This is a genomic window from Enterobacter oligotrophicus, from assembly GCF_009176645.1.
In the GTDB taxonomy this organism is placed as follows: domain Bacteria; phylum Pseudomonadota; class Gammaproteobacteria; order Enterobacterales; family Enterobacteriaceae; genus Enterobacter; species Enterobacter oligotrophicus.
In genome coordinates, this window is record NZ_AP019007.1 from 2,370,507 (window position 1) to 2,388,077 (window position 17,571).

Consider the following 17,571-nt stretch of genomic DNA (forward strand, 5'->3'; position numbering starts at 1 on the left):
GTCATCCATGATAAATCACTGAAAGATCGTCCCAGGCACTCCAGAGCGTGGGGGTGTTTCGCAGCGCATTCAGCGTGGCAGTAGCGGCCTGACGGTAATCTGCTGGCGCATACCGCTGGCTCTCCAGCCTGAACGCAGGGGAGTGAAGTGAGCAGGCAGGCAGCAAGGTCCGAATGCCATACCCGTAACGCGTTAAAAAGCGCGTCGACACATCCGTTAGCCACGCCGGTTGTTCACCCGCGCGGGTCATGAACAACGATGCCCCCGCCAGCCGCTCGTCCATCATAAGCACCGTCACCCGACGCTGGCGGGCAAAGAAGGAGCCTGCGCGTCGGGCTTCGTGCGCGGCCATCAGCTTATGCAAGGCGGGATAGTGGGTAATAAACTGAAATTGCACATCGTCCGGCGCGGTGGATAAGAGCGCATCCATGACCAGCCCAAAACCCGCCCAGCGCATCCCCAGCAGCAGCGTGCGTGGCTGGCAGTAAAAATCCTGCTCGCGGGTCATTTCTGCCACGCGCTGGTACAGATCGAAACGCACATTACGCCGCCAGAGCGCAGGAGGAAAAACCTGCTCCACGAAGCCAAAACCGCTCAGCTCCCATGCGTTCTCACGCAGAAAATCAGCCGGAACATCGGCCTCCGGGCAATGCATAAACTGGCTGTAATTTTGCGTGATCCGGTTCGCCAGCAGCGAACTGCCAACGTGACGGGCGCAGAGCCGCGCATAGAGACGCGGAAGAAACATCATTGACTACACTCCCGCAACGTGCCGTTTTCCATGGAATAAAGACGCCCCTGGCAGCCAACGACATCCGGTGAGTGGGTAACAAACACCAGGCCGATCCCAAGACTGCGCAGATTCGCCAGTACCTTTTGCGCAGTGGTCTTATCCAGGTTTGCCGTCACTTCGTCGCACAGCAGCAACTTCGGCTGGCTGTACAGGGCACGCGCCAGCACCAGGCGCTGCATCTCCCCGGCAGAGAAAAAGGTGTTGCCCGGCAGGAGTTCAGTTTCATAACCGTGCGGCAGGCGTCTCACTACGTGGTCTACTTCCGCCAGCCGACAGGCGGCAATCACCTGTTCTTTGTCGGGTGCGCTGTCGAAACAGGCAATGTTGTCCAGAATCGAACCGGTAAACAGAATATCGTCCGCATGTACGATGCGAATATGCTGACGCAGCGAAGAGAGATCGCATTCGTTAATTGGGATCGTGTTGATCCGCAGCGAACCCGATGTCGCCAGCAGCATGCCGGAGATCAGGCGCAGCATCGTGGTTTTACCCGAACCGCTCTGGCCGACAATCACCGCCTCTTCCCCTTGTTTGAGGGTCATCGTGATATGTTGCAACGTTGCCTCGCGGCCAGGGTAAGCAAACGAAACGTCCTCAAATTCCAGGCTGACAGGTGAGGTAACAATCCGTTTACCAAACTGGCTGGCTTCTGAGGGGGAAAACAGCAGATCGCCCACGCGATCCAGCGGCCCTTTCAGGGCATTTTTATCCAGCAGCTTTTGCGCCACCTGCACCATCGCATCGGAAAAATAGCGCTTGTAGCTGATATAGGCATAGAGCATCCCGATGCTCATCTGCCCTTCCAGAATCAGCCACGCGCCAAAGCAGACGACCAGCAGTTGTTCAGCGTTGATGACCAGCAGCGAGGCCACGTCAAAGCGTGCCAGCAGCCGCTCTTTGCGCATCAGCCCCGCGATGTGCTCGCGCTGGGATTTATCCATCACCGCATCCCGCGCCTGCTCCATGTTGTTGGCTTTGAGCGTAATGATCCCTTTCTGGGTCTCCACCAGCAGCGACTCGTACTGTGCGGTACGCTCAATGGAGTCATCCACGGCGCGCTGATACGGGCCAATTAGCGAAAAGCGAATCAGGAAAAAGACGCCCATCAGCAGCATCGTCAGCACCGCAATCTTCACGTTATACAGCAACATAAACAGCAGGCTGGTGAAGGCAATCAGGCTGGAGAAGAGGATTTGCACATAGCCATTGCTGATAAACTCCGCACAGGCGTGCAGTGATTTTTCGATCGCCAGCACGATGCCCGGCGGGCGCGAGCGAAACCAGCTGGTCTGGGTGCGCAGCATGTAGTGGCGAACCGACTGACTCAGGTCGTCATAGGCAATGTTGCGCATCAGGATCTCAAGCAGTTGCTTGAGGAATTTACCAATGACTTCAAAAATAAAGACAATCGCAAAGATGGCGGTGAGCAAGATCACCAGGTCGTTATCGTTACGGGCAATGGCTTCATCCATGATCAGCTGCACATAGGTAGGGCTTGCCAGCATGGTGATAAGCGTAAAGATAGAGAGCACAAACAGCAGTAGCTGGCGCTGGAACAGGCTTGGAGATTTGTTGGCTAATCGCCCCAGGGTCAGCTTTTCGTCCGGCGATTTCTTTTCGAAACGCGGGGTGGGTTTAAGCTCCAGCACATAGCCGGAGAAGAGTTTTTCCGCCTCCTTGAGACGGTAACGGCGCACGCCGCTGGCGGGATCGTGAACAGTGACGCTGCGGCTGTCGACCTTCACAATGACCACAAAATGGTTACCGCGCCAGAAGGCGATAAGCGGTAGCTCCGAGGTTTCAATTTCAGTGATTTCGCCTTTTAACACCCGGCCGGTCATATTTTTGTCGCTGGCCAGGGTCATGAGTTCCGCCATGGACGTTCCCGCATCGGCGGAAACCGAGATCTCCCGGCGTAACTGGCTTACTGAGACATGGTGCTCATAGTGCCCCATCACCATCGCCAGGCAGGCCAGTCCACATTCGGTAAATTCATGCTGGCGAATAACAGGTGTCTTACCCTGTTTTTTATACTGAAAAAGCGAAAACATAATTATCCGTGGCTGAAATAAAAAAATGGCCCGGCAATGCGGGCCATGTGTGCATAGGTCAAAAACTTATGCGCTGAAGAAGCCGCCAATGAAGCCGCCCACCAGGCCGAACACACCGCCGATAGTACCGCCCAGCGCGCCTAACATCTGGCTGCCCGCGTTATATCCAGCGCTTGCGCCCTGCATAGCCGCAGCAAACGGGTCCCAACCACCGATGATGGCCTGTGCTTTTTTGAAATCGATAACTTGCATGATTCTCTTCCTGTTAACGTGAATTAGTTGTAGCTGCCAACCAGCGCGCCCAGGAAGCCCATTGCGCCACCCAGAATCCCGCCAACCACACCGCCTACCATGCCCATGATGCTGGCACCGGTGTCGTAACCGAGCTGTGCACCTTTAACCAGACCAGCAAACGGGTTCAACGCACCGCCGATAATATCTTTCGCTTCTGTGAATGAAATCGCTTTCATTTTTTTCTCCTGTAGTTATGGATCTTTAGCGTGATGCTAAAGGTTAATTTCCTTTTATGAAGGAAAGCGGTTGCTACGGGCAGGTTGAAAGCGGAATGATTTTATTTCCATAAATAATCATCCGCCTTGCAGGCTGCCCGGCATTATCTATTTCCAGCCGTTGTCCCGGTGGAAGATATTTCGAATTGTTATATTGCGTACTGCACCCGATCGAGGATACATATTTAAAATAGGTATTCCCCGTATTACTCACCACCCCGTTGCTAAACGCATAATCAAAATGTCTGGTCCAGGGACGGACAATCATAATTGCCTCAAGCGAAACCACCACATCCGACTGGATGCGTTGGCCTTTACTCATCACAACCCGCGCCTGGAGCGGCGTCTCGGTGAATTTTACGCGATAGTAGCGCTCTTTATTGTCGTGCGGGCCGGTATAATAAAATTTAAAACCGGCCCGTTCACCGCTCCCCAGCGTCAATTGCTTTGGCGAGAACATCAACTCGCCGTCCTTTATTTCAGTCTCTTTCCCTTTCTCTTTGGGAACGTCTACCTGAATAAGCGAGACGGTATAATTCTGCCGCTCACTGGTATCATTTTTTATAGGCTGAAAAACAACTTCCTTTTCTGGTAAAAAATCAATATTCAGACTTTCGATAATTAAAGCATTTGCGCCTGAGGAAATGAAGCAATTTATTGCAAAAATAGCTAGGAATTTTGCAGTCATATTCGTTTAATTCCAGGATGCGCTGACATCTATTTTCCCCTGAGCGGTAACTTCGCCAAACCAGCTATTTCCGTCAAAGGTCGTTTTCGATACCGGATTATCCATAACAAATTGCAGCACCAGCGGCGTTTTCCACAGCCACACATCCGTCACGCCGGAACTCATTTTGTCCCACTCTGCGGCATGGGTGGCAGGTGCAGGCACCTGAAGCACTTCGCCTTTACAGTTGTGCGCCAGTAGCGTCTGGCTTTTTCCCACCAGCACATTGCCCGGAATGGGCACAGTAAAACCGTTACCGCTGAAGGCACAGTAATCCACCCCGTTCAGGCTCTGCGTCGGCCCACTTACCTTAACCGTGACGCCGATGGCAGCATCGCTTTGCGCACCGCTGTAGGTAATGGTGTAGGGGATCGTAATGGGCGCTTCACCAATGGTTCCTTTACCGGAACCGCCCAGGCCATTTGGGTCAAGGGTATAATCAGGATTGTCGGGCACAATCGCCAGCCCTGGCTGGATCGGGTTGATCACCAGCCCGCCCCCAGGCTGGAAGCAGAAGTCGGCAGCCAGCGAGCTGTTCCCTGGCGTCAGACACAGGCTGACAATATTGCCAATGCTGCTGCCGTCACCCGCCTGTGCCACGCTTAAAATCAGCGCTTTAGGCAAAAAGATTTTGAGATACGCTTTTCCGCCGTTTTTCTGCGGCGCGGCAAGGAAGGTATTAGCCAGCACGCGGGTATCGCTCAGTATCCCGCCGGAAATGCTGTACCAGTTGCTCTCATCAAACGTCAGCTCGGCAGCCAGACCGGTTCCGCCGCTCATGTGTGACTGCAACACACTGTTGACACGCGATGAGGTCAGCGCCAGGCCAGGGCTGTAACCGGTGATATCCTCACCGACAAAAGTATATTCCAGCAGTTCACACAACACGCCCGACACCGTATTTCGCGTGTATTTGGTGCAGGCGCTTCCCGTGGAACCATCCACTATCGTGACCTCGCCGCTAATCGGATCGATACCCAGATTGAGCGCACGGGAGTTGGTCATCGTCAGCGTCCCCACCTTGTGCAGCGTGTTGGTGGTCGTCACCTTATTGATGGAACTGATTTGCGGCGTAGAGGTGATGGTGACTTCATCGCCCGGTGCCGAGTTGAGCAGGTAGTTAAAGAACGGATCGCCCAACACCCAGCGGCCATACGAGGTGCCGGGTTCAATCACCGGAGGCTTCACCACCATTGACGTGTCGGTGTAGCTTGTCGTCGGGGTGTAGCCCGTGGTGCCGCAGGATGAAGAACAGGAAGTGCCCTTAAAGAACGGAGAGGCACTGGACCCCGTCACCGAAAAGTTGATCGTCAGCGCACTGCCCGCCGGCCCGCTATAGCTGTTGTCCGGAATATAGGTGGCAATCCCGTTGTTGGTTTTGGCGCTGAGCGCTGGCCATTCACGTGAACCGTGTAAAAACGAGGTCGAGGTACTGTTCAGGCTGAACAGCGCTGCAGTGTTTCCCGTCCCGTTGTTATCAGGGTTATTAATGGCGAAATAGGGCATTTGCTGCGCCTGGGCAACCGCGCTCATCAGGAGCAAATTAAGAGCGAATATCTTTTTCATCGTCACGTTCCTGTGTTCCTTTTACTTCCTGCCAGACGTAATCGCCCTTATCGCAGGAGATGTCCCCCAGCCACAGCGCACCGCGGTTAGACTCGATATCCAGACGCACCTCGCAGACGCTGTCGTCCGGTGTGGCAATGCTCAGAACCGGGTTGTTTTTATCCACATCAATAACGAAGCGCCCGTCGTTTTCCGTGCGGGTCAGCCCGACGTGGTTTTTGATTTGCGTGGCGCGAATCGGATTGCCGTTTGCATCGACAAGACGCCCAAACAGGGTGACGATTTTCTTCACCTGCGGCTTCATCACCACCGTATTGCCCGGATAAACCGTGATATGACGACGCGCATTCGCGCCTATCTCGTAACTTTCGATGCCGGTTTCACTGTTCATCACTTCCAGGTCATAGGCCTGATACGCAGGCAATGACAGCCAGGTTTTATCGCCTTTGATACGTTCCGCGCGGCCGTTGAGCTTCAGCGTCAGTGCCTCGTCAGATTTGAGGCCAGTGCTGACAATCACGCCTGCACTTTCGGTTCCTTTCCCGGCGGCAATGGCCTCTTTGGACCAGCCAACGCTGCCGTCGCTGGTCAGCGTGGAGTTCCAGCCTTTGCTCATGCCGCTCTGAACGCTGAGGATGTTGCTGTTCCATGGTGTGTCAACGTTCACGCTGCCCCCGCCGCTTACGCTGCGATCCTGGGTGCTGTTAAAGGCTTTCGAGACGTTGGCCGTGGCCGATTTCAGATAATCACCGTCGAACTGGCGGCTGGCGCTGACGTTCAGTGCCGTACCGGTATCGCGGTTATGGGAAACGCCGACCGAAACGGTGTTACCCAGCGGAATGGAGAAGTCGAGCATCACGTAGCGATCTTTCTCTTCGTAATACCCATCGTATTTGTTGCGCGACATGCCGACGCGCAGGCGTGCCGTGCCGTAGCGTCCGGCGTATAACCCCTGGGAGTAATCCAGCTGGTAGCGCTTATAGCGGTACATTTCGTCTTCCTGGCGCATCAGGCTCAGGTTGCCCGCAGAGGGCAGGCCGAAAGAAGGCAGGCTAAATGACGCCCCCCAGGTGTTGCCTTTACTCTCATAGATATCGAGAAATTTGCCGCTGGAGAGCTGCTCGTGGGAGTACCAGACCGAGCCTATCTGCCACGGCAGGCTGAGATTCGCGCCATAGTTGGCGCGATACGTTCCGTCGGAGGCCGCCATCGTCTGCGTGTTCACCGAGAACGCGTCCGTCAGGTTCAGCGACGCCCACAGCTCGCTGACCACGTGCTCGCGCATCATGTAGGTCGACGCATTCCAGTCGACCATCCCGCTGCGTTTGCTGAAGGAGGCCCCCACCAGCGACATGGTGTCTTTATGTTTGGTGTCGTAATCGTAGTAGTAAGTGTTGTCCTGCTCGTTTTTGCGTTTGGCGTATTTCTTGTAATTGACGATGGATTTATCGCGGCTATAGACGCCACCCCACATTTGCCAGCGCAGCGTTTCCGACACATTGCTGGAGAACGGTTTATTCACGGTGTACATGCTGCGTGACACGGTGCGGCTACCGCTGACCACTTCCACCTCAACGCTGTAAATCCCGTAAGGCAGGCTGCTGGTGTCAATTTCATGGTTGCCGACGTCAAAGCGCTGAATGCCAATCAGCTGGCCGTCACGACGAATGCGGGCCTCGCCCGCCGTCGGGAAATAGACCACGACCGGCGTCAGGGAGAGCGTATTGTCACGCTTGCGCGAGTTGGCCTGGTTGCCCATCGACACGCCGTACACTTCCCCGCCAGCGATCCCGCTGACGCTGGCAAGGGACTGCATCGCCCAGCCGTTCAGCATACCGGCGGCGTAACGCATCCCCTGATAATCACGCTCCCACATTGCCGCGTTCATCTGGGTGTCGCTGCTGTTTTCGTTCACATAGCCAGAGCCGTCGATCAGCAGGTGGTCGACGCCCATCGAGATCCAGCTTTTCGCGTTGATAAAGCCGGATGACCAGCTATCACCGTAACCACTCTCGGTGTGGTACGCGCCGAGGTTATAGGAGAACGTTCCGCTCAGATCGTCAGACTCCGGCGCATCAATATCCACCTCGCGGGGGCGGATATTGACTCCATAATCGCTTCGGGACAGATTCAGCAGCAGGCGCATCTTTTTTTGATCCAGTTCGAACGCCGAGCCCGCACTCACCGGAATGCGCATCTGGTCATTAAACTGCTTGCCGTTAATGCTCTGCAGCAGGGTGCGCATCTCTTTCGACAAACGAATGCCGTTATCGGACTCCTGAACCTGCACATCCCTCAGCCCCAGTTTGAGATCCTTCGCAAAAAGCGTCACGTCACCGATACGTACATATTCGCTCGCCGTGGTGTGTTGCGCTTCTGTTGGTTGCGTATTGACCAAATAGACGGGGATTTTGATCCCCTGCTCCAGCAATCCATAAAGCGCGTCGGGAAAACGGTAATTAGCGATAACCACGGAGCTTGAGGCTGCATACGCAAACGCGGGCAGCGTGCCGGATGCGCAAGCCATCATCACCGGCAACACTAATTTATTTTTCACCATGCATCCTTACTTAACAGGAATGAACTGTTTCAGGTCCCAAATTCCGAGATGAAAATGGTTATCCGTAACGTTGATATCGTCGATAGCGCGTGAGGTTTCGGGCATCAGATAGAAGTTTTTGGTACACGGCGTAGACGGTGATTCCGGGTTCGGTTTCAGGCACGTCCCTGTCGCATTGACGCGAAACGAGGTGTTGCCTTTATTGGTGATCTTTCCCGCCACATAGACGAAATCGATCTTTTTATCCCTCGGTTGCACCACCAGGATGGTGCTCACTACCGCGCGCGTCATCCCTTTCCCGTTCTTTTGCGAACCGTTATCGCGATCTTCACTCACCCCTTCGTCAATGAAGGTAATGCGGTAATAGCGCTCTTTGTTATCAGCGTTACCGTGATAGTAAAATTTGACGATATTGCTGGTTCCGGCGGGCATCACCATCCGCGTGGGCGTCAACAACAGTTCGTCCACTTTCTCTGGATTAATCACGATCCCTTCATCCATCGGGCTGCTGATACGCTGTGCGCTAACGGAGACAATGCGCACGGTATCCGCTTCGTTTTTTAATTCCTTTGAGGTGGTATCCGCATCGGCAGGAATAATGGTGGTGACTTTGCCCACATTAATCGCCAGCGCGGAGGAAGAGATAAACATTAAAAAGAAGAAGGCGGATTTAAGGCTAAACATGATATTCCCCTGAACAGGGGCTTACGCCCCTGTATCTGTCAGGCCTTAGCCCCAGGTTGCGCGGAACGCAACGGACACAGTACCTTCCCACAGGCTGTTGGTCAGGTTTTTGAACTCTTTCGCGGCACCTGCATTGTCCTGAGCGGAATCAACGTAGAACACGAATTTGTCCTGGCCGGTGATCTCGGTATCAGCCACAGCGCCTGCGCTGGTGGTCAGGTTCCACAGGCCAGAAGAGACACCGGTGTTAGACGCAGAGTCAACCAGCGTGGTCCACGCGGTAGATTTCGCCCCCACAGAGCCGCCAATAGAGCCCAGGTCGTTGCCGCCCCAGCGAGCGCCGACTTTCAGTTTGGTCGCTTCGCCACCAACACTGAACAGGGTGTTATTGGAGTCGTCGAGGATAGCTTCCAGCTTAAACGTCGTCGCCGTAGAGTGATCGCCACGGATAGCCACATCAAACAGACCAGTATCGGTGTTGAATGATTTCGTATTTGCGCTGTAAACAAAGTTCAAAGCACGCGTTGGCGTAACGACCAGATCGGATTCGCTGTCTTTGGTCGCGGTTGCCTGCCAGGTAGCAGAAGCAGTCGTTTCCGCTGCATTCACAGCGCTCAGGGCAGAAAGAGACAGCAGAGAGCCCAGAACGATAGCGTTCAGTTTGTTCATTTAATTAATCCTTCAAAAAATAATCCACATGTATAAAAAGGGGTGCCCCTTTTTCGAGGCGGAGTATAGTCAGGCCAAAATTAGCGAGGCAATACAGAAAAATTCACTCACCCGCGATAAAAGATGAATATAAAAAATAAATATGTGTATCTTGTTGTTACATAATGAATAAATCGTTTGATTTTCAGAAAATAGATAATCATCGATTCTATTATTGACGTGAAATATCAGGATGTCGGAACAGCCACGCACATCATTACAGGCAATACCAGCCCTTTAATTAGCCACGCGTGTTTTTTGACTTTGTTGATATAGAAGAAGTTAATATTATCCAATAACATTTCATTTACAATTCCGTCAGGCGCAATATCATCCTCGGATTTATTCAGCTTTTTATCTTTGATGTAGTAAATATTACTTCCGTCGACCTTCTCGACATTAAGGATGTAATTGCGGTCGATCAGGTAACTGTGCCCTCCCTTTCGGAGAACGCCTTTATGAATGACCGTCACGACATCCGTGCTGTTAAACAGAAAAAGGGTCGTTAATGACATATCGGTCAAATCACCCGAGGAATACGTTTTCCAGGAAACGGTATCTGACTGGCAGCCAAATCCCTCTTCCTGGGTTCTCATAAAATAAAAGAACAGCAATGCGATGACAGACAACACCAGTACGACACCAAACAACACACTCAGGTTATGAGTCCTTGACATATTTTAACTCCCGGTCAGGCTTCTGTAAGAAATGCAATTCTTATAATCATCGACACTGTCCTGCTGGTAACAGAGAGCCAGAAAATAGTTTTCCATCTGCGACTTTTTGAAGTTTGAATAGTAAGCATCAGCAATTTGATGTTCGCAGTCGATTTGCCGTTTCGCGATGACCTCTTTAACGCGGTTAAAATAGAACTGTCGCGGCTGAAACATGTTCTTATCGATAAGGTATACCGTACACCTGTCCACTTTGCCGAGCAGATGGACGTCAGAATCTTTCATGTTGTCTGCATATGACTGTTTCTGAAAAAACAGATGGGCAAATCCAACAATCGTCACCAGGCATACTGCGCATAAGATTATAAAGGCAGTATGCAAGTGACGATATCGTTTGGGAGGGTCGGGATCTCGCTGCTGAATTTGAATATGCGATTCTTCCACCAGCGTCTGTTCAGGAGTGGGAGGGGTAACAGGTGGCCTGACCGTGTGATGTTCAATATGTGCCGCAAGACTAAAACCTTTACCGCGAATCGTTTTAATCAACATCGGATCGCGCCCCAAAATACGAAACGCCTTTCTGATTTCACTTATGGCAACATTAAGACTGACCGATGAACCTGAGAAGCCGTGTTCCTCCCAAACCTTTTTTATCAGGTCATCTCTGTCGAGAGTTTTACCATTATTGATGATAAGTTCATACAGTAAACGTGCAGCCTGATTTGATAACTTAATGGAAGATTCCTCCTCTCCATTAATCATGATCATACCGGTGTCTACTTCATAAAGCATTGCGAGATCAATGAGATACTTCATATTATTATTACACCACTGTTATAGATTTATGTATTTCCCTCGCAATAATAAGTCCAAAGTTAGTGTGGTCAAGTCAAGTAATATTATTTGAGTAGCGGATATAGAAAACTTCATTAATTAAGGATTATTAATTCATTAATTAAAACCTTCGAAAGAAGGCATTTGGGTTATGATCTTAAAAAAAACATTATAGCAAGATTATAATCTCTATTACCGAAACCAAACGGAATAATGTTTTGTTTTGTATCTTTTTGATGCAACATAATCTCGTCACGGCGTGTCTCTCACGTCGCTATGCGCTTTACCCGTTAACCGCGTGCTGCGCAGCCGAATAACATTCATTTTTATACAAAACAAAACATTATGGAGTTTATCATGTTCAAATCGATCATGACCGTTTCTTTGCTGGCCGCGGCTATGGCGTCTACCAGCGCGGTTGCCGCAGATAACTCAGCGGGGGGTGTAATTAACTTTACCGGTGCCATTACCGATACCACCTGTACCATTAACGGCGGTAAAAGCGCTGATTTTACTGTTGCGCTCTCACCAATTTCGGTAAAAGATGCCGGGACAACGGTTGGCCTGATTACCAAAAATAAAAAATCTATCGCCTTAACCTTCTCCGGCTGTTCCCCGGCGGCGGGCACCACAGGAACACCGTTGAAAGTGTACTTCTCCAGTGCGGATAATATTTCTACCGACGGAAAATACCTGCTGAATAACAGCGTTAACGAAAGCGATACAAGCGTTGCGCGTAACGTGGGCTTTGCTTTAGTTAAACCGGGTGCATCTACCCCAATTGCGCTGAATCAGGCTTACACAACCGATATTATGGGGACGGCAACAGCACCTGATTCAGAAACGCTGACGCTGGATGTTTATTACTATAAAACTAACGCCACCGCCGCAACGGTCGGCGAGTTAAGCTCCAACGTCACTTACACCATTTCCTACCTGTAATATTACTTTTTCAGGCTCTGTCTTTGCAGAGCCTGTATTTAAGGTTGCAATCATGCGTAAGGCTATTTTGCTGGCAGTGTTACTGCTCAGCACAGGTCAATCATGGGCCAATATCGTCATTAATGGCACCCGTGTTCTTTATCCTGAAAATAACAAAGAGGTGATTGTCCAGTTAATGAATACCGGAGATGCTCCCGCACTGGTGCAATCATGGATCGATGATGGTGATATTAACTCCACGCCGGAAACAGCAAAAGTGCCCTTCCTGCTCTCACCACCGGTCATTAAAGTGAGCGAACATAATGGTCAGCAGTTGCGCATTAAAAAGCTCCCGGCAAATTTGCCTGCGGATCGTGAATCTGTGTTTTTCCTGAACGTGCTCGACATTCCGCCGAAACCTGAAAATCTTCAGAACCAAAATACCGTTCAGCTGGCGATTAAATCGCGCATTAAACTTTTTTATCGCCCGGCGTCGCTGACAGGCTCGCTGGATGACGCCGTTAAAAAACTGACGCTTGTCGCCAACGGGGATCAATTCCGCATCAGTAATAACAGCCCGTACCATATTACCGTCGCCAACATTTCGCAGGGTAAAACCAAATTACTCCAGGATTCTCCGATGGTGTCGCCTTTTGGACAACTGACGGTAGCCACAAAAAACGCGGTGAAACGCGGTCAGACCTTCCAGGTGATGTATGTGGACGATCTGGGTGCGTATAAAACCCGGACTTTCACCAGCCAGTGATCGGAAAGACTCACCATGAAATTGAAACAAAACAGGCTCTACCTTCTGGCAGTCTGCTCGCTTCTGCTTTCGCATAAATCCGGGGCCGTGTCGTTTGATACCTCCCTGCTTGCTGGCGCATCCGGTGAGTCCGATCTGTCACGCTTCTATGAAAATAACGCCATGCCAGCAGGCAATCAGGAGATGGATATCTACGTTAACGGTAGCTGGAAGGGGCGCTATAACGTTACCTACGGCGAACAGCGTGATGACATTCGGCTTGCCTGGAAAGATGCGCAAACGCTCGGCATTAACACCCAATCACTGCCTGCCCCCGCTATTACCCAGGGCCAGGTACAACTGCACGATCTGGTGCAGGGCGGAGAGGTCAAAACCGATACCAGCACGTTGAGCCTGGCGCTCACCGTTCCGCAGGCGGCGGTGCTGCGTACCGAAGAGGGCTATATTGCCCCGCAATTCTGGGATGAAGGGATACCCGCGCTCATGCTCTCCTGGAATACCACCTGGTACAACACCCGTGCGAAAGGGACTTCCAAAGAGACGAACGATGATTTTTATGCCGGACTGGATTCCGGTGCCAACCTGTTCGGCTGGCAGTTTCGCGACAGCAGCACCTGGCGTAAAACGGCCAGCGGCGACAGTAGCTGGCAAAACAATACCCGTTACCTGCGTCGCCCCCTGGCCTCGCTGAAATCAAACCTGACGATGGGTGATTTTTATATCCCAGGCGATCTGTTTGATTCCCTCCGCGTGCGCGGTGTATCGCTGGCGTCAGACATGAAAATGCGGCCCAACTCGCAGCAAGGTTTCTCGCCGGTAGTGCACGGCGTCGCGCGTACCAACGCCCTGGTGAAGGTGATCCAGAACGGTAACATCATCTATCAGGAGAACGTTCCGCCGGGCCAGTTCACGCTCGACAGTATTCAACCCACCGGCTCGGCCGGGGACCTGTTAGTTGTCGTGCGCGAGGCCGATGGTTCACAGCAGTCCTTCACGGTGCCATTCTCAGCCGTGCCCGGCATGTTGAAAGAGGGCGTCAGCCAGTACAGCGTTGTGGCGGGTAAAGTGCACCAAAACACGCTCGATGCAGAACCGGCTTTCCTGCAGGCTACGCTGCGTTACGGATTTAATAATCTCATCACTGGCTACACCGGGATGATTATCAGCGATAACTACCAGGCCGGGCTTATTGGAACCGGCTGGAACCTTCCCTTTGGCGCGGTCTCTGTGGACGTCACGCAGGCAAAAACCACATTGCAGGATCGCACAGACAGCGGCCAGAGCTTTCGCGTGTCGTACAGTAAATTTATCGACACCACGGCCACCAACTTCACGCTGGCAGCCTACCGTTATTCCACTAAAGGCTATTACAGCTTCAGCGATGCGCTCTATTCGCGAGAAGGTTATCAGCGCCTGAAAGCGCAATACGACGAGTATGAAGATAAATTCGGCGTCGCCCCGGAGATGTCGCTAAGCACATGGGATGCCCTGCGTGCCGCGCAGCCTAAAAACACGTTCACGCTCAACCTCAACCAGCGCCTGGCTGATAACTGGGGCACGGTCTTTATTTCCGGCACGCAGCGCGATTACTGGAATTCGCAGCAAACCACACGTGAATACCAGACGGGTTACTCAAACTCGATTGGCCGCGCCAGTTATACCGTTTCGGCCAGCCGGGTTCGCAACAGCAACAGTGAAGAAGAGACGCGCTTTTATCTCTCCCTTAGCCTGCCGTTCTCGCTGTTTGATAACAATGCGTGGCTCACCTCCAGCCTGACGGCCAGCGATTCGCATTACGAGCAGAGCAATATCAGTATGAGCGGCAACGCGCTGGCGTCGAACCGCTTAAGTTATACCCTCTCCGGCAGCAACGCCCGCGGGGGACATAATTCGGCAAGCGTGAATACCGCGTATCGCTCGAATTTTGCCACGCTGGGTGGCTCATACAGTGAATCCTCCGATTACCGTCAGACGGGCCTCAGCGGTCGCGGCAGCCTGGTCGCCTTCCCGTGGCACCTCCTCGCCTCTAACGAAACCGGTACGACCATGACCATCGTGGATGCGCCGCAGGCGGAAGGGCTGATGGTCAATGGTGACGAAAGTATCGTGACCAACCACGACGGTGTCGCGCTGGTGCCATACGCCACGCCGTACCGTAAAAACGCCATCACGTTGTCAGAAACAGCAAACAGCTCGGGTGCTGAGGTGCTCGGCAATATGGCTAACGTCGCGCCTTACGATGGAGCAGTCAATTACGTCCGTTTTGAGACTGACAAACGTCAGTCGTGGGTGTTACAGGCCACGCGCGCCAACGGCAAACCGCTGCCTTTTGGAACGGAAGTGCTTGATGAAAACGGTGGATCGGTCGGCTATGTCGGCCAGGCAAGCGTGCTGTACATCCGCGCCGAACAGCCGCCGCGCGTCCTTAACGTCCATCTCCGTGGCGGAAAGTGCGAAATCACCACGCCAGCGTGGGGGCTGAACAATCCGCCATCGGTTTGCCTTTAATTACGGAATATCAATATGATACGGTTATTCACTTTTCTGTCGCTGCTCTGCATCAGCACAGCCAGCTACGCTACCTGCTCCGGTGGCAGCATTGTCTATGGCACACCGATCAGCATCGATTTGTCCGATAAGCTCAGCCCGGCCACGCCGACATGGACAGGAAGTTTTACCACGCAATACAGCGGCTCGTTTAATTGCTCAACCGGCAACAGCGAGTTTTCATACACACCGATCCTGTCGACCGACAACAGCTACGCCACGATTTTGGGCTTTAGTAATAATAAGTATATGGTGCGCGCGGAGATCACCAGCACGCAGGCCAACAAAACGCTGGCCGCAAGCGGTAGCCACACCGCCTCAGAGCTTAATACGCCTTTTACCGTCCGTTTCACGCTCGTCAGCCAGAGCGGTACAACGCTCACGGGAGACACGGCGAACATGAGCGACGTGATGTTCGTCAGCGATATGAGCGGCATGTCATTCTGGGAGATCATCACCTGGCCGATTAATCAGATGGTGAAGATTGTGCAATGGTTATTCAGCGGCTTTCAGTGGCCTTATGACAACCGGGATATGTTTGGCCAGCCAATGACCATCAAATATGCACCGAAACTGACCACCTGCTCGTTCGATAATGCCGGGCTGACCGTCAATCTCCCGACGCTCGGTATCCCCCAGCTCAGCGCCTCGGCTCAGCCAGGGCTGACACCTTTTACGCTGAATATGAGCTGTCAGAACGTGAGCGTAAATGGCAATTCAGACCGGGCGATTGAGATGTTCCTTTCCAGCACGCAATTGCTGTCAACCGACAGCTCGGTGCTGGTCGACAGCAGCAGCAGTGCCGCCCAGGGCGTTGGCCTGCGGCTCATCAAGCGAGATAACCCGCAGATGCCCGTGACATTCTCGACGTCCACCACCAGCCGTGGAAACGCCACAATGATTTTCAACGTGGCGGCAGGTGGTGCGCTGAGCGAACATTTCACCCTTCCGATGGCGGCGTACTATTACGTCTGGTCTCCCGCGAAACTGACGCAGGGAAAGATGAATACCTCAGCAACGTTGAATATTATTTATCCCTGACACACACCGGCCGGAATGGGTACACATTCCGGCTATTCATGATTTAACTGCCCATTTTTCCAACCGTATGCAGATATTTAATCAGCTCACTGTGGCTGGAAATATTGAGTTTTTTCATCGCATTATGTTTCTGCGTGGCGACGGTACTTATGGAACGGTTTCGATGACGCGCGATCTCCGTCACCGTATATCCCTCAACAATAAGGTGAATCACCTCCCACTCTCTGGCGGAAAGCACAGAACGCGAGCGCGATCCGGCACGCATCACTCCCCGCAGCCAGGTCGAGACAACAGGCTTTTGCGCATCGGTCACCATTAACGTTCGTAATTCATTTTTCAGCTCCGCCATTTCGTCCTGCAGGCTGATAGTCAGTTCAAACTTCATCTCCAGAACTTTTCTTAAAAGCCCATAATGCAATTCAGGAACAAAGAGTACGCGTCTGACATGGCGCGATTTACACAGGCTCGTTAATCGACTGCTGGTTTCCGTACTCCACTCCTTATGATTGAGGAGGTAATTAAACTCGGTAAAAAATATATCGACATCATTATCAGCAAGCGCGTCCAGAAGCTGTTCAGTGGAATCGACTATCGTGATGTGAAGCGAATAATCAGGAAGGATATTTTGCAGCGCAAGGGATATTATTTCCTGAAAGAGATTTATTTTGTAGAACACCATCACCCTGACGGGATTTTCAGCATTAATCATATCATTTCTGAATTATCTTAACCGGAGAAAAGCCGATAATAGTTTATGCATCCCTGGCTCACAACCTCTTCGCGCCAGGATTTTATCCTCCTGAATGCTAAAAATCTGAACAACCATATTAAATTAATAGAATTTTTTCTATTTTATTCTTAACTGTCATCTTAATACATTGGCAGGACCGAAGGCTTGCGCGTTTCTGACTATGATTATTTCTCCTGTAACACCCGTAAAACCACGAAAAAACCGTGGGTTAACGGCATTAAACACCAGAGCAATGCTTATGTTTCGCGCGTTATCAGGATAAAAATCTGATTTGAATGTCATGAAAAGATTAAAGAGATAATATATATCATTAAAACAATTTTTCAATTTTATCTTCCCCTAACAATTAGCATTTCCTTTACTCATCTGTTTCGGTTGGCTTACATTTACGCCATCACATTACATTTAAAAAAAGAGGTGTTCGCTATTCTTTTTGCAA

The 17,571-nt window shown here is 51.8% G+C and carries 16 protein-coding genes; 4 read left to right on the top strand and 12 right to left on the bottom strand.

The features are described from left to right. Position 1: 1 nt before the first annotated feature. The 11 genes from EoCCA6_RS11400 to EoCCA6_RS11450 form a co-directional block, all read right to left on the bottom strand. Positions 2–751: a hypothetical protein gene (locus tag EoCCA6_RS11400; protein WP_152082748.1), complete on the bottom strand. Its 750-nt coding sequence runs from the start codon at positions 749–751 to the stop codon at positions 2–4. Further along, positions 748–2,844: a peptidase domain-containing ABC transporter gene (locus EoCCA6_RS11405; RefSeq protein WP_152082749.1), complete on the bottom strand. Its 2,097-nt coding sequence runs from the start codon at positions 2,842–2,844 to the stop codon at positions 748–750. Before EoCCA6_RS11405 ends, EoCCA6_RS11400 begins: the two co-directional genes overlap by 4 nt. A gap of 66 nt (positions 2,845–2,910) precedes the next feature. After that, positions 2,911–3,096: a hypothetical protein gene (locus EoCCA6_RS11410; protein ID WP_152082750.1), complete on the bottom strand. Its 186-nt coding sequence runs from the start codon at positions 3,094–3,096 to the stop codon at positions 2,911–2,913. A gap of 23 nt (positions 3,097–3,119) precedes the next feature. Continuing rightward, positions 3,120–3,314: a hypothetical protein gene (locus EoCCA6_RS11415; RefSeq protein ID WP_023302847.1), complete on the bottom strand. Its 195-nt coding sequence runs from the start codon at positions 3,312–3,314 to the stop codon at positions 3,120–3,122. Between the two features lie 73 nt (positions 3,315–3,387). After that, positions 3,388–4,041 (bottom strand): hypothetical protein, encoded by a 654-nt coding sequence (locus EoCCA6_RS11420; RefSeq protein WP_152082751.1) that lies wholly within the window; start codon positions 4,039–4,041, stop codon positions 3,388–3,390. A gap of 6 nt (positions 4,042–4,047) precedes the next feature. Next, a complete protein-coding gene (locus tag EoCCA6_RS11425) occupies positions 4,048–5,646 on the bottom strand; it encodes a receptor (protein WP_152082752.1) in 1,599 nt (532 codons plus the stop codon). Continuing rightward, a complete protein-coding gene (locus tag EoCCA6_RS11430) occupies positions 5,624–8,206 on the bottom strand; it encodes a CS1-pili formation C-terminal domain-containing protein (protein WP_152082753.1) in 2,583 nt (860 codons plus the stop codon). Before EoCCA6_RS11430 ends, EoCCA6_RS11425 begins: the two co-directional genes overlap by 23 nt. 6 nt (positions 8,207–8,212) lie before the next feature. Continuing rightward, positions 8,213–8,890 (bottom strand): EcpB family pilus assembly chaperone, encoded by a 678-nt coding sequence (locus tag EoCCA6_RS11435; RefSeq protein ID WP_152082754.1) that lies wholly within the window; start codon positions 8,888–8,890, stop codon positions 8,213–8,215. Positions 8,891–8,935: 45 nt separating this feature from the next. Continuing rightward, the gene (locus EoCCA6_RS11440; protein WP_152082755.1) at positions 8,936–9,559 is read right to left on the bottom strand and encodes a common pilus major fimbrillin subunit EcpA; all 624 of its coding nucleotides are present in this window, start codon (positions 9,557–9,559) and stop codon (positions 8,936–8,938) included. Between the two features lie 227 nt (positions 9,560–9,786). Further along, complete coding sequence (locus EoCCA6_RS11445) at positions 9,787–10,275, bottom strand: hypothetical protein (protein ID WP_232623255.1); 489 nt, start codon at positions 10,273–10,275, stop codon at positions 9,787–9,789. Between the two features lie 3 nt (positions 10,276–10,278). Next, positions 10,279–11,088 (bottom strand): winged helix-turn-helix domain-containing protein, encoded by an 810-nt coding sequence (locus tag EoCCA6_RS11450; protein ID WP_152082756.1) that lies wholly within the window; start codon positions 11,086–11,088, stop codon positions 10,279–10,281. A 375-nt stretch (positions 11,089–11,463) separates the two neighbouring features. Here EoCCA6_RS11450 and EoCCA6_RS11455 point away from each other — a divergent pair, with 375 nt between their 5' ends. From EoCCA6_RS11455 to EoCCA6_RS11470, 4 genes are read left to right on the top strand one after another with little or no spacing between them, the layout of a single operon-like run. Continuing rightward, on the top strand, positions 11,464–12,048 hold the full coding sequence (locus EoCCA6_RS11455; protein WP_152082757.1) for a fimbrial protein: 585 nt from the start codon (positions 11,464–11,466) through the stop codon (positions 12,046–12,048). A gap of 52 nt (positions 12,049–12,100) precedes the next feature. Next, on the top strand, positions 12,101–12,793 hold the full coding sequence (locus EoCCA6_RS11460; RefSeq protein WP_152082758.1) for a fimbrial biogenesis chaperone: 693 nt from the start codon (positions 12,101–12,103) through the stop codon (positions 12,791–12,793). A gap of 15 nt (positions 12,794–12,808) precedes the next feature. Continuing rightward, positions 12,809–15,301 (top strand): fimbria/pilus outer membrane usher protein, encoded by a 2,493-nt coding sequence (locus tag EoCCA6_RS11465; RefSeq protein WP_152082759.1) that lies wholly within the window; start codon positions 12,809–12,811, stop codon positions 15,299–15,301. A 15-nt stretch (positions 15,302–15,316) separates the two neighbouring features. Then, positions 15,317–16,381 carry a fimbrial protein gene (locus EoCCA6_RS11470; protein ID WP_152082760.1) on the top strand — a complete coding sequence of 355 codons (1,065 nt, stop codon included), beginning with the start codon at positions 15,317–15,319 and terminating at the stop codon, positions 16,379–16,381. A 43-nt stretch (positions 16,382–16,424) separates the two neighbouring features. Here EoCCA6_RS11470 and EoCCA6_RS11475 read toward each other — a convergent pair whose 3' ends face one another. Further along, positions 16,425–17,090, bottom strand: a complete 666-nt coding sequence (locus EoCCA6_RS11475) for a response regulator transcription factor (RefSeq protein WP_225903512.1) — start codon at positions 17,088–17,090, stop codon at positions 16,425–16,427. Positions 17,091–17,571: the final 481 nt, after the last annotated feature.

What these genes read in the sequence shown, in the direction of transcription:
- EoCCA6_RS11450 (WP_152082756.1), bottom strand. Translation starts at nt 11,088, where the DNA reads ATGAAGTATCTCATTGATCTCGCAATGCTTTATGAAGTAGACACCGGT.
- EoCCA6_RS11430 (WP_152082753.1), bottom strand. Translation starts at nt 8,206, where the DNA reads ATGGTGAAAAATAAATTAGTGTTGCCGGTGATGATGGCTTGCGCATCC.
- EoCCA6_RS11400 (WP_152082748.1), bottom strand. Translation starts at nt 751, where the DNA reads ATGATGTTTCTTCCGCGTCTCTATGCGCGGCTCTGCGCCCGTCACGTT.
- EoCCA6_RS11410 (WP_152082750.1), bottom strand. Translation starts at nt 3,096, where the DNA reads ATGCAAGTTATCGATTTCAAAAAAGCACAGGCCATCATCGGTGGTTGG.
- EoCCA6_RS11465 (WP_152082759.1), top strand. Translation starts at nt 12,809, where the DNA reads ATGAAATTGAAACAAAACAGGCTCTACCTTCTGGCAGTCTGCTCGCTT.
- EoCCA6_RS11470 (WP_152082760.1), top strand. Translation starts at nt 15,317, where the DNA reads ATGATACGGTTATTCACTTTTCTGTCGCTGCTCTGCATCAGCACAGCC.
- EoCCA6_RS11475 (WP_225903512.1), bottom strand. Translation starts at nt 17,090, where the DNA reads ATGATTAATGCTGAAAATCCCGTCAGGGTGATGGTGTTCTACAAAATA.
- EoCCA6_RS11420 (WP_152082751.1), bottom strand. Translation starts at nt 4,041, where the DNA reads ATGACTGCAAAATTCCTAGCTATTTTTGCAATAAATTGCTTCATTTCC.
- EoCCA6_RS11440 (WP_152082755.1), bottom strand. Translation starts at nt 9,559, where the DNA reads ATGAACAAACTGAACGCTATCGTTCTGGGCTCTCTGCTGTCTCTTTCT.
- EoCCA6_RS11415 (WP_023302847.1), bottom strand. Translation starts at nt 3,314, where the DNA reads ATGAAAGCGATTTCATTCACAGAAGCGAAAGATATTATCGGCGGTGCG.
- EoCCA6_RS11405 (WP_152082749.1), bottom strand. Translation starts at nt 2,844, where the DNA reads ATGTTTTCGCTTTTTCAGTATAAAAAACAGGGTAAGACACCTGTTATT.
- EoCCA6_RS11425 (WP_152082752.1), bottom strand. Translation starts at nt 5,646, where the DNA reads ATGAAAAAGATATTCGCTCTTAATTTGCTCCTGATGAGCGCGGTTGCC.
- EoCCA6_RS11435 (WP_152082754.1), bottom strand. Translation starts at nt 8,890, where the DNA reads ATGTTTAGCCTTAAATCCGCCTTCTTCTTTTTAATGTTTATCTCTTCC.
- EoCCA6_RS11455 (WP_152082757.1), top strand. Translation starts at nt 11,464, where the DNA reads ATGTTCAAATCGATCATGACCGTTTCTTTGCTGGCCGCGGCTATGGCG.
- EoCCA6_RS11460 (WP_152082758.1), top strand. Translation starts at nt 12,101, where the DNA reads ATGCGTAAGGCTATTTTGCTGGCAGTGTTACTGCTCAGCACAGGTCAA.
- EoCCA6_RS11445 (WP_232623255.1), bottom strand. Translation starts at nt 10,275, where the DNA reads ATGTCAAGGACTCATAACCTGAGTGTGTTGTTTGGTGTCGTACTGGTG.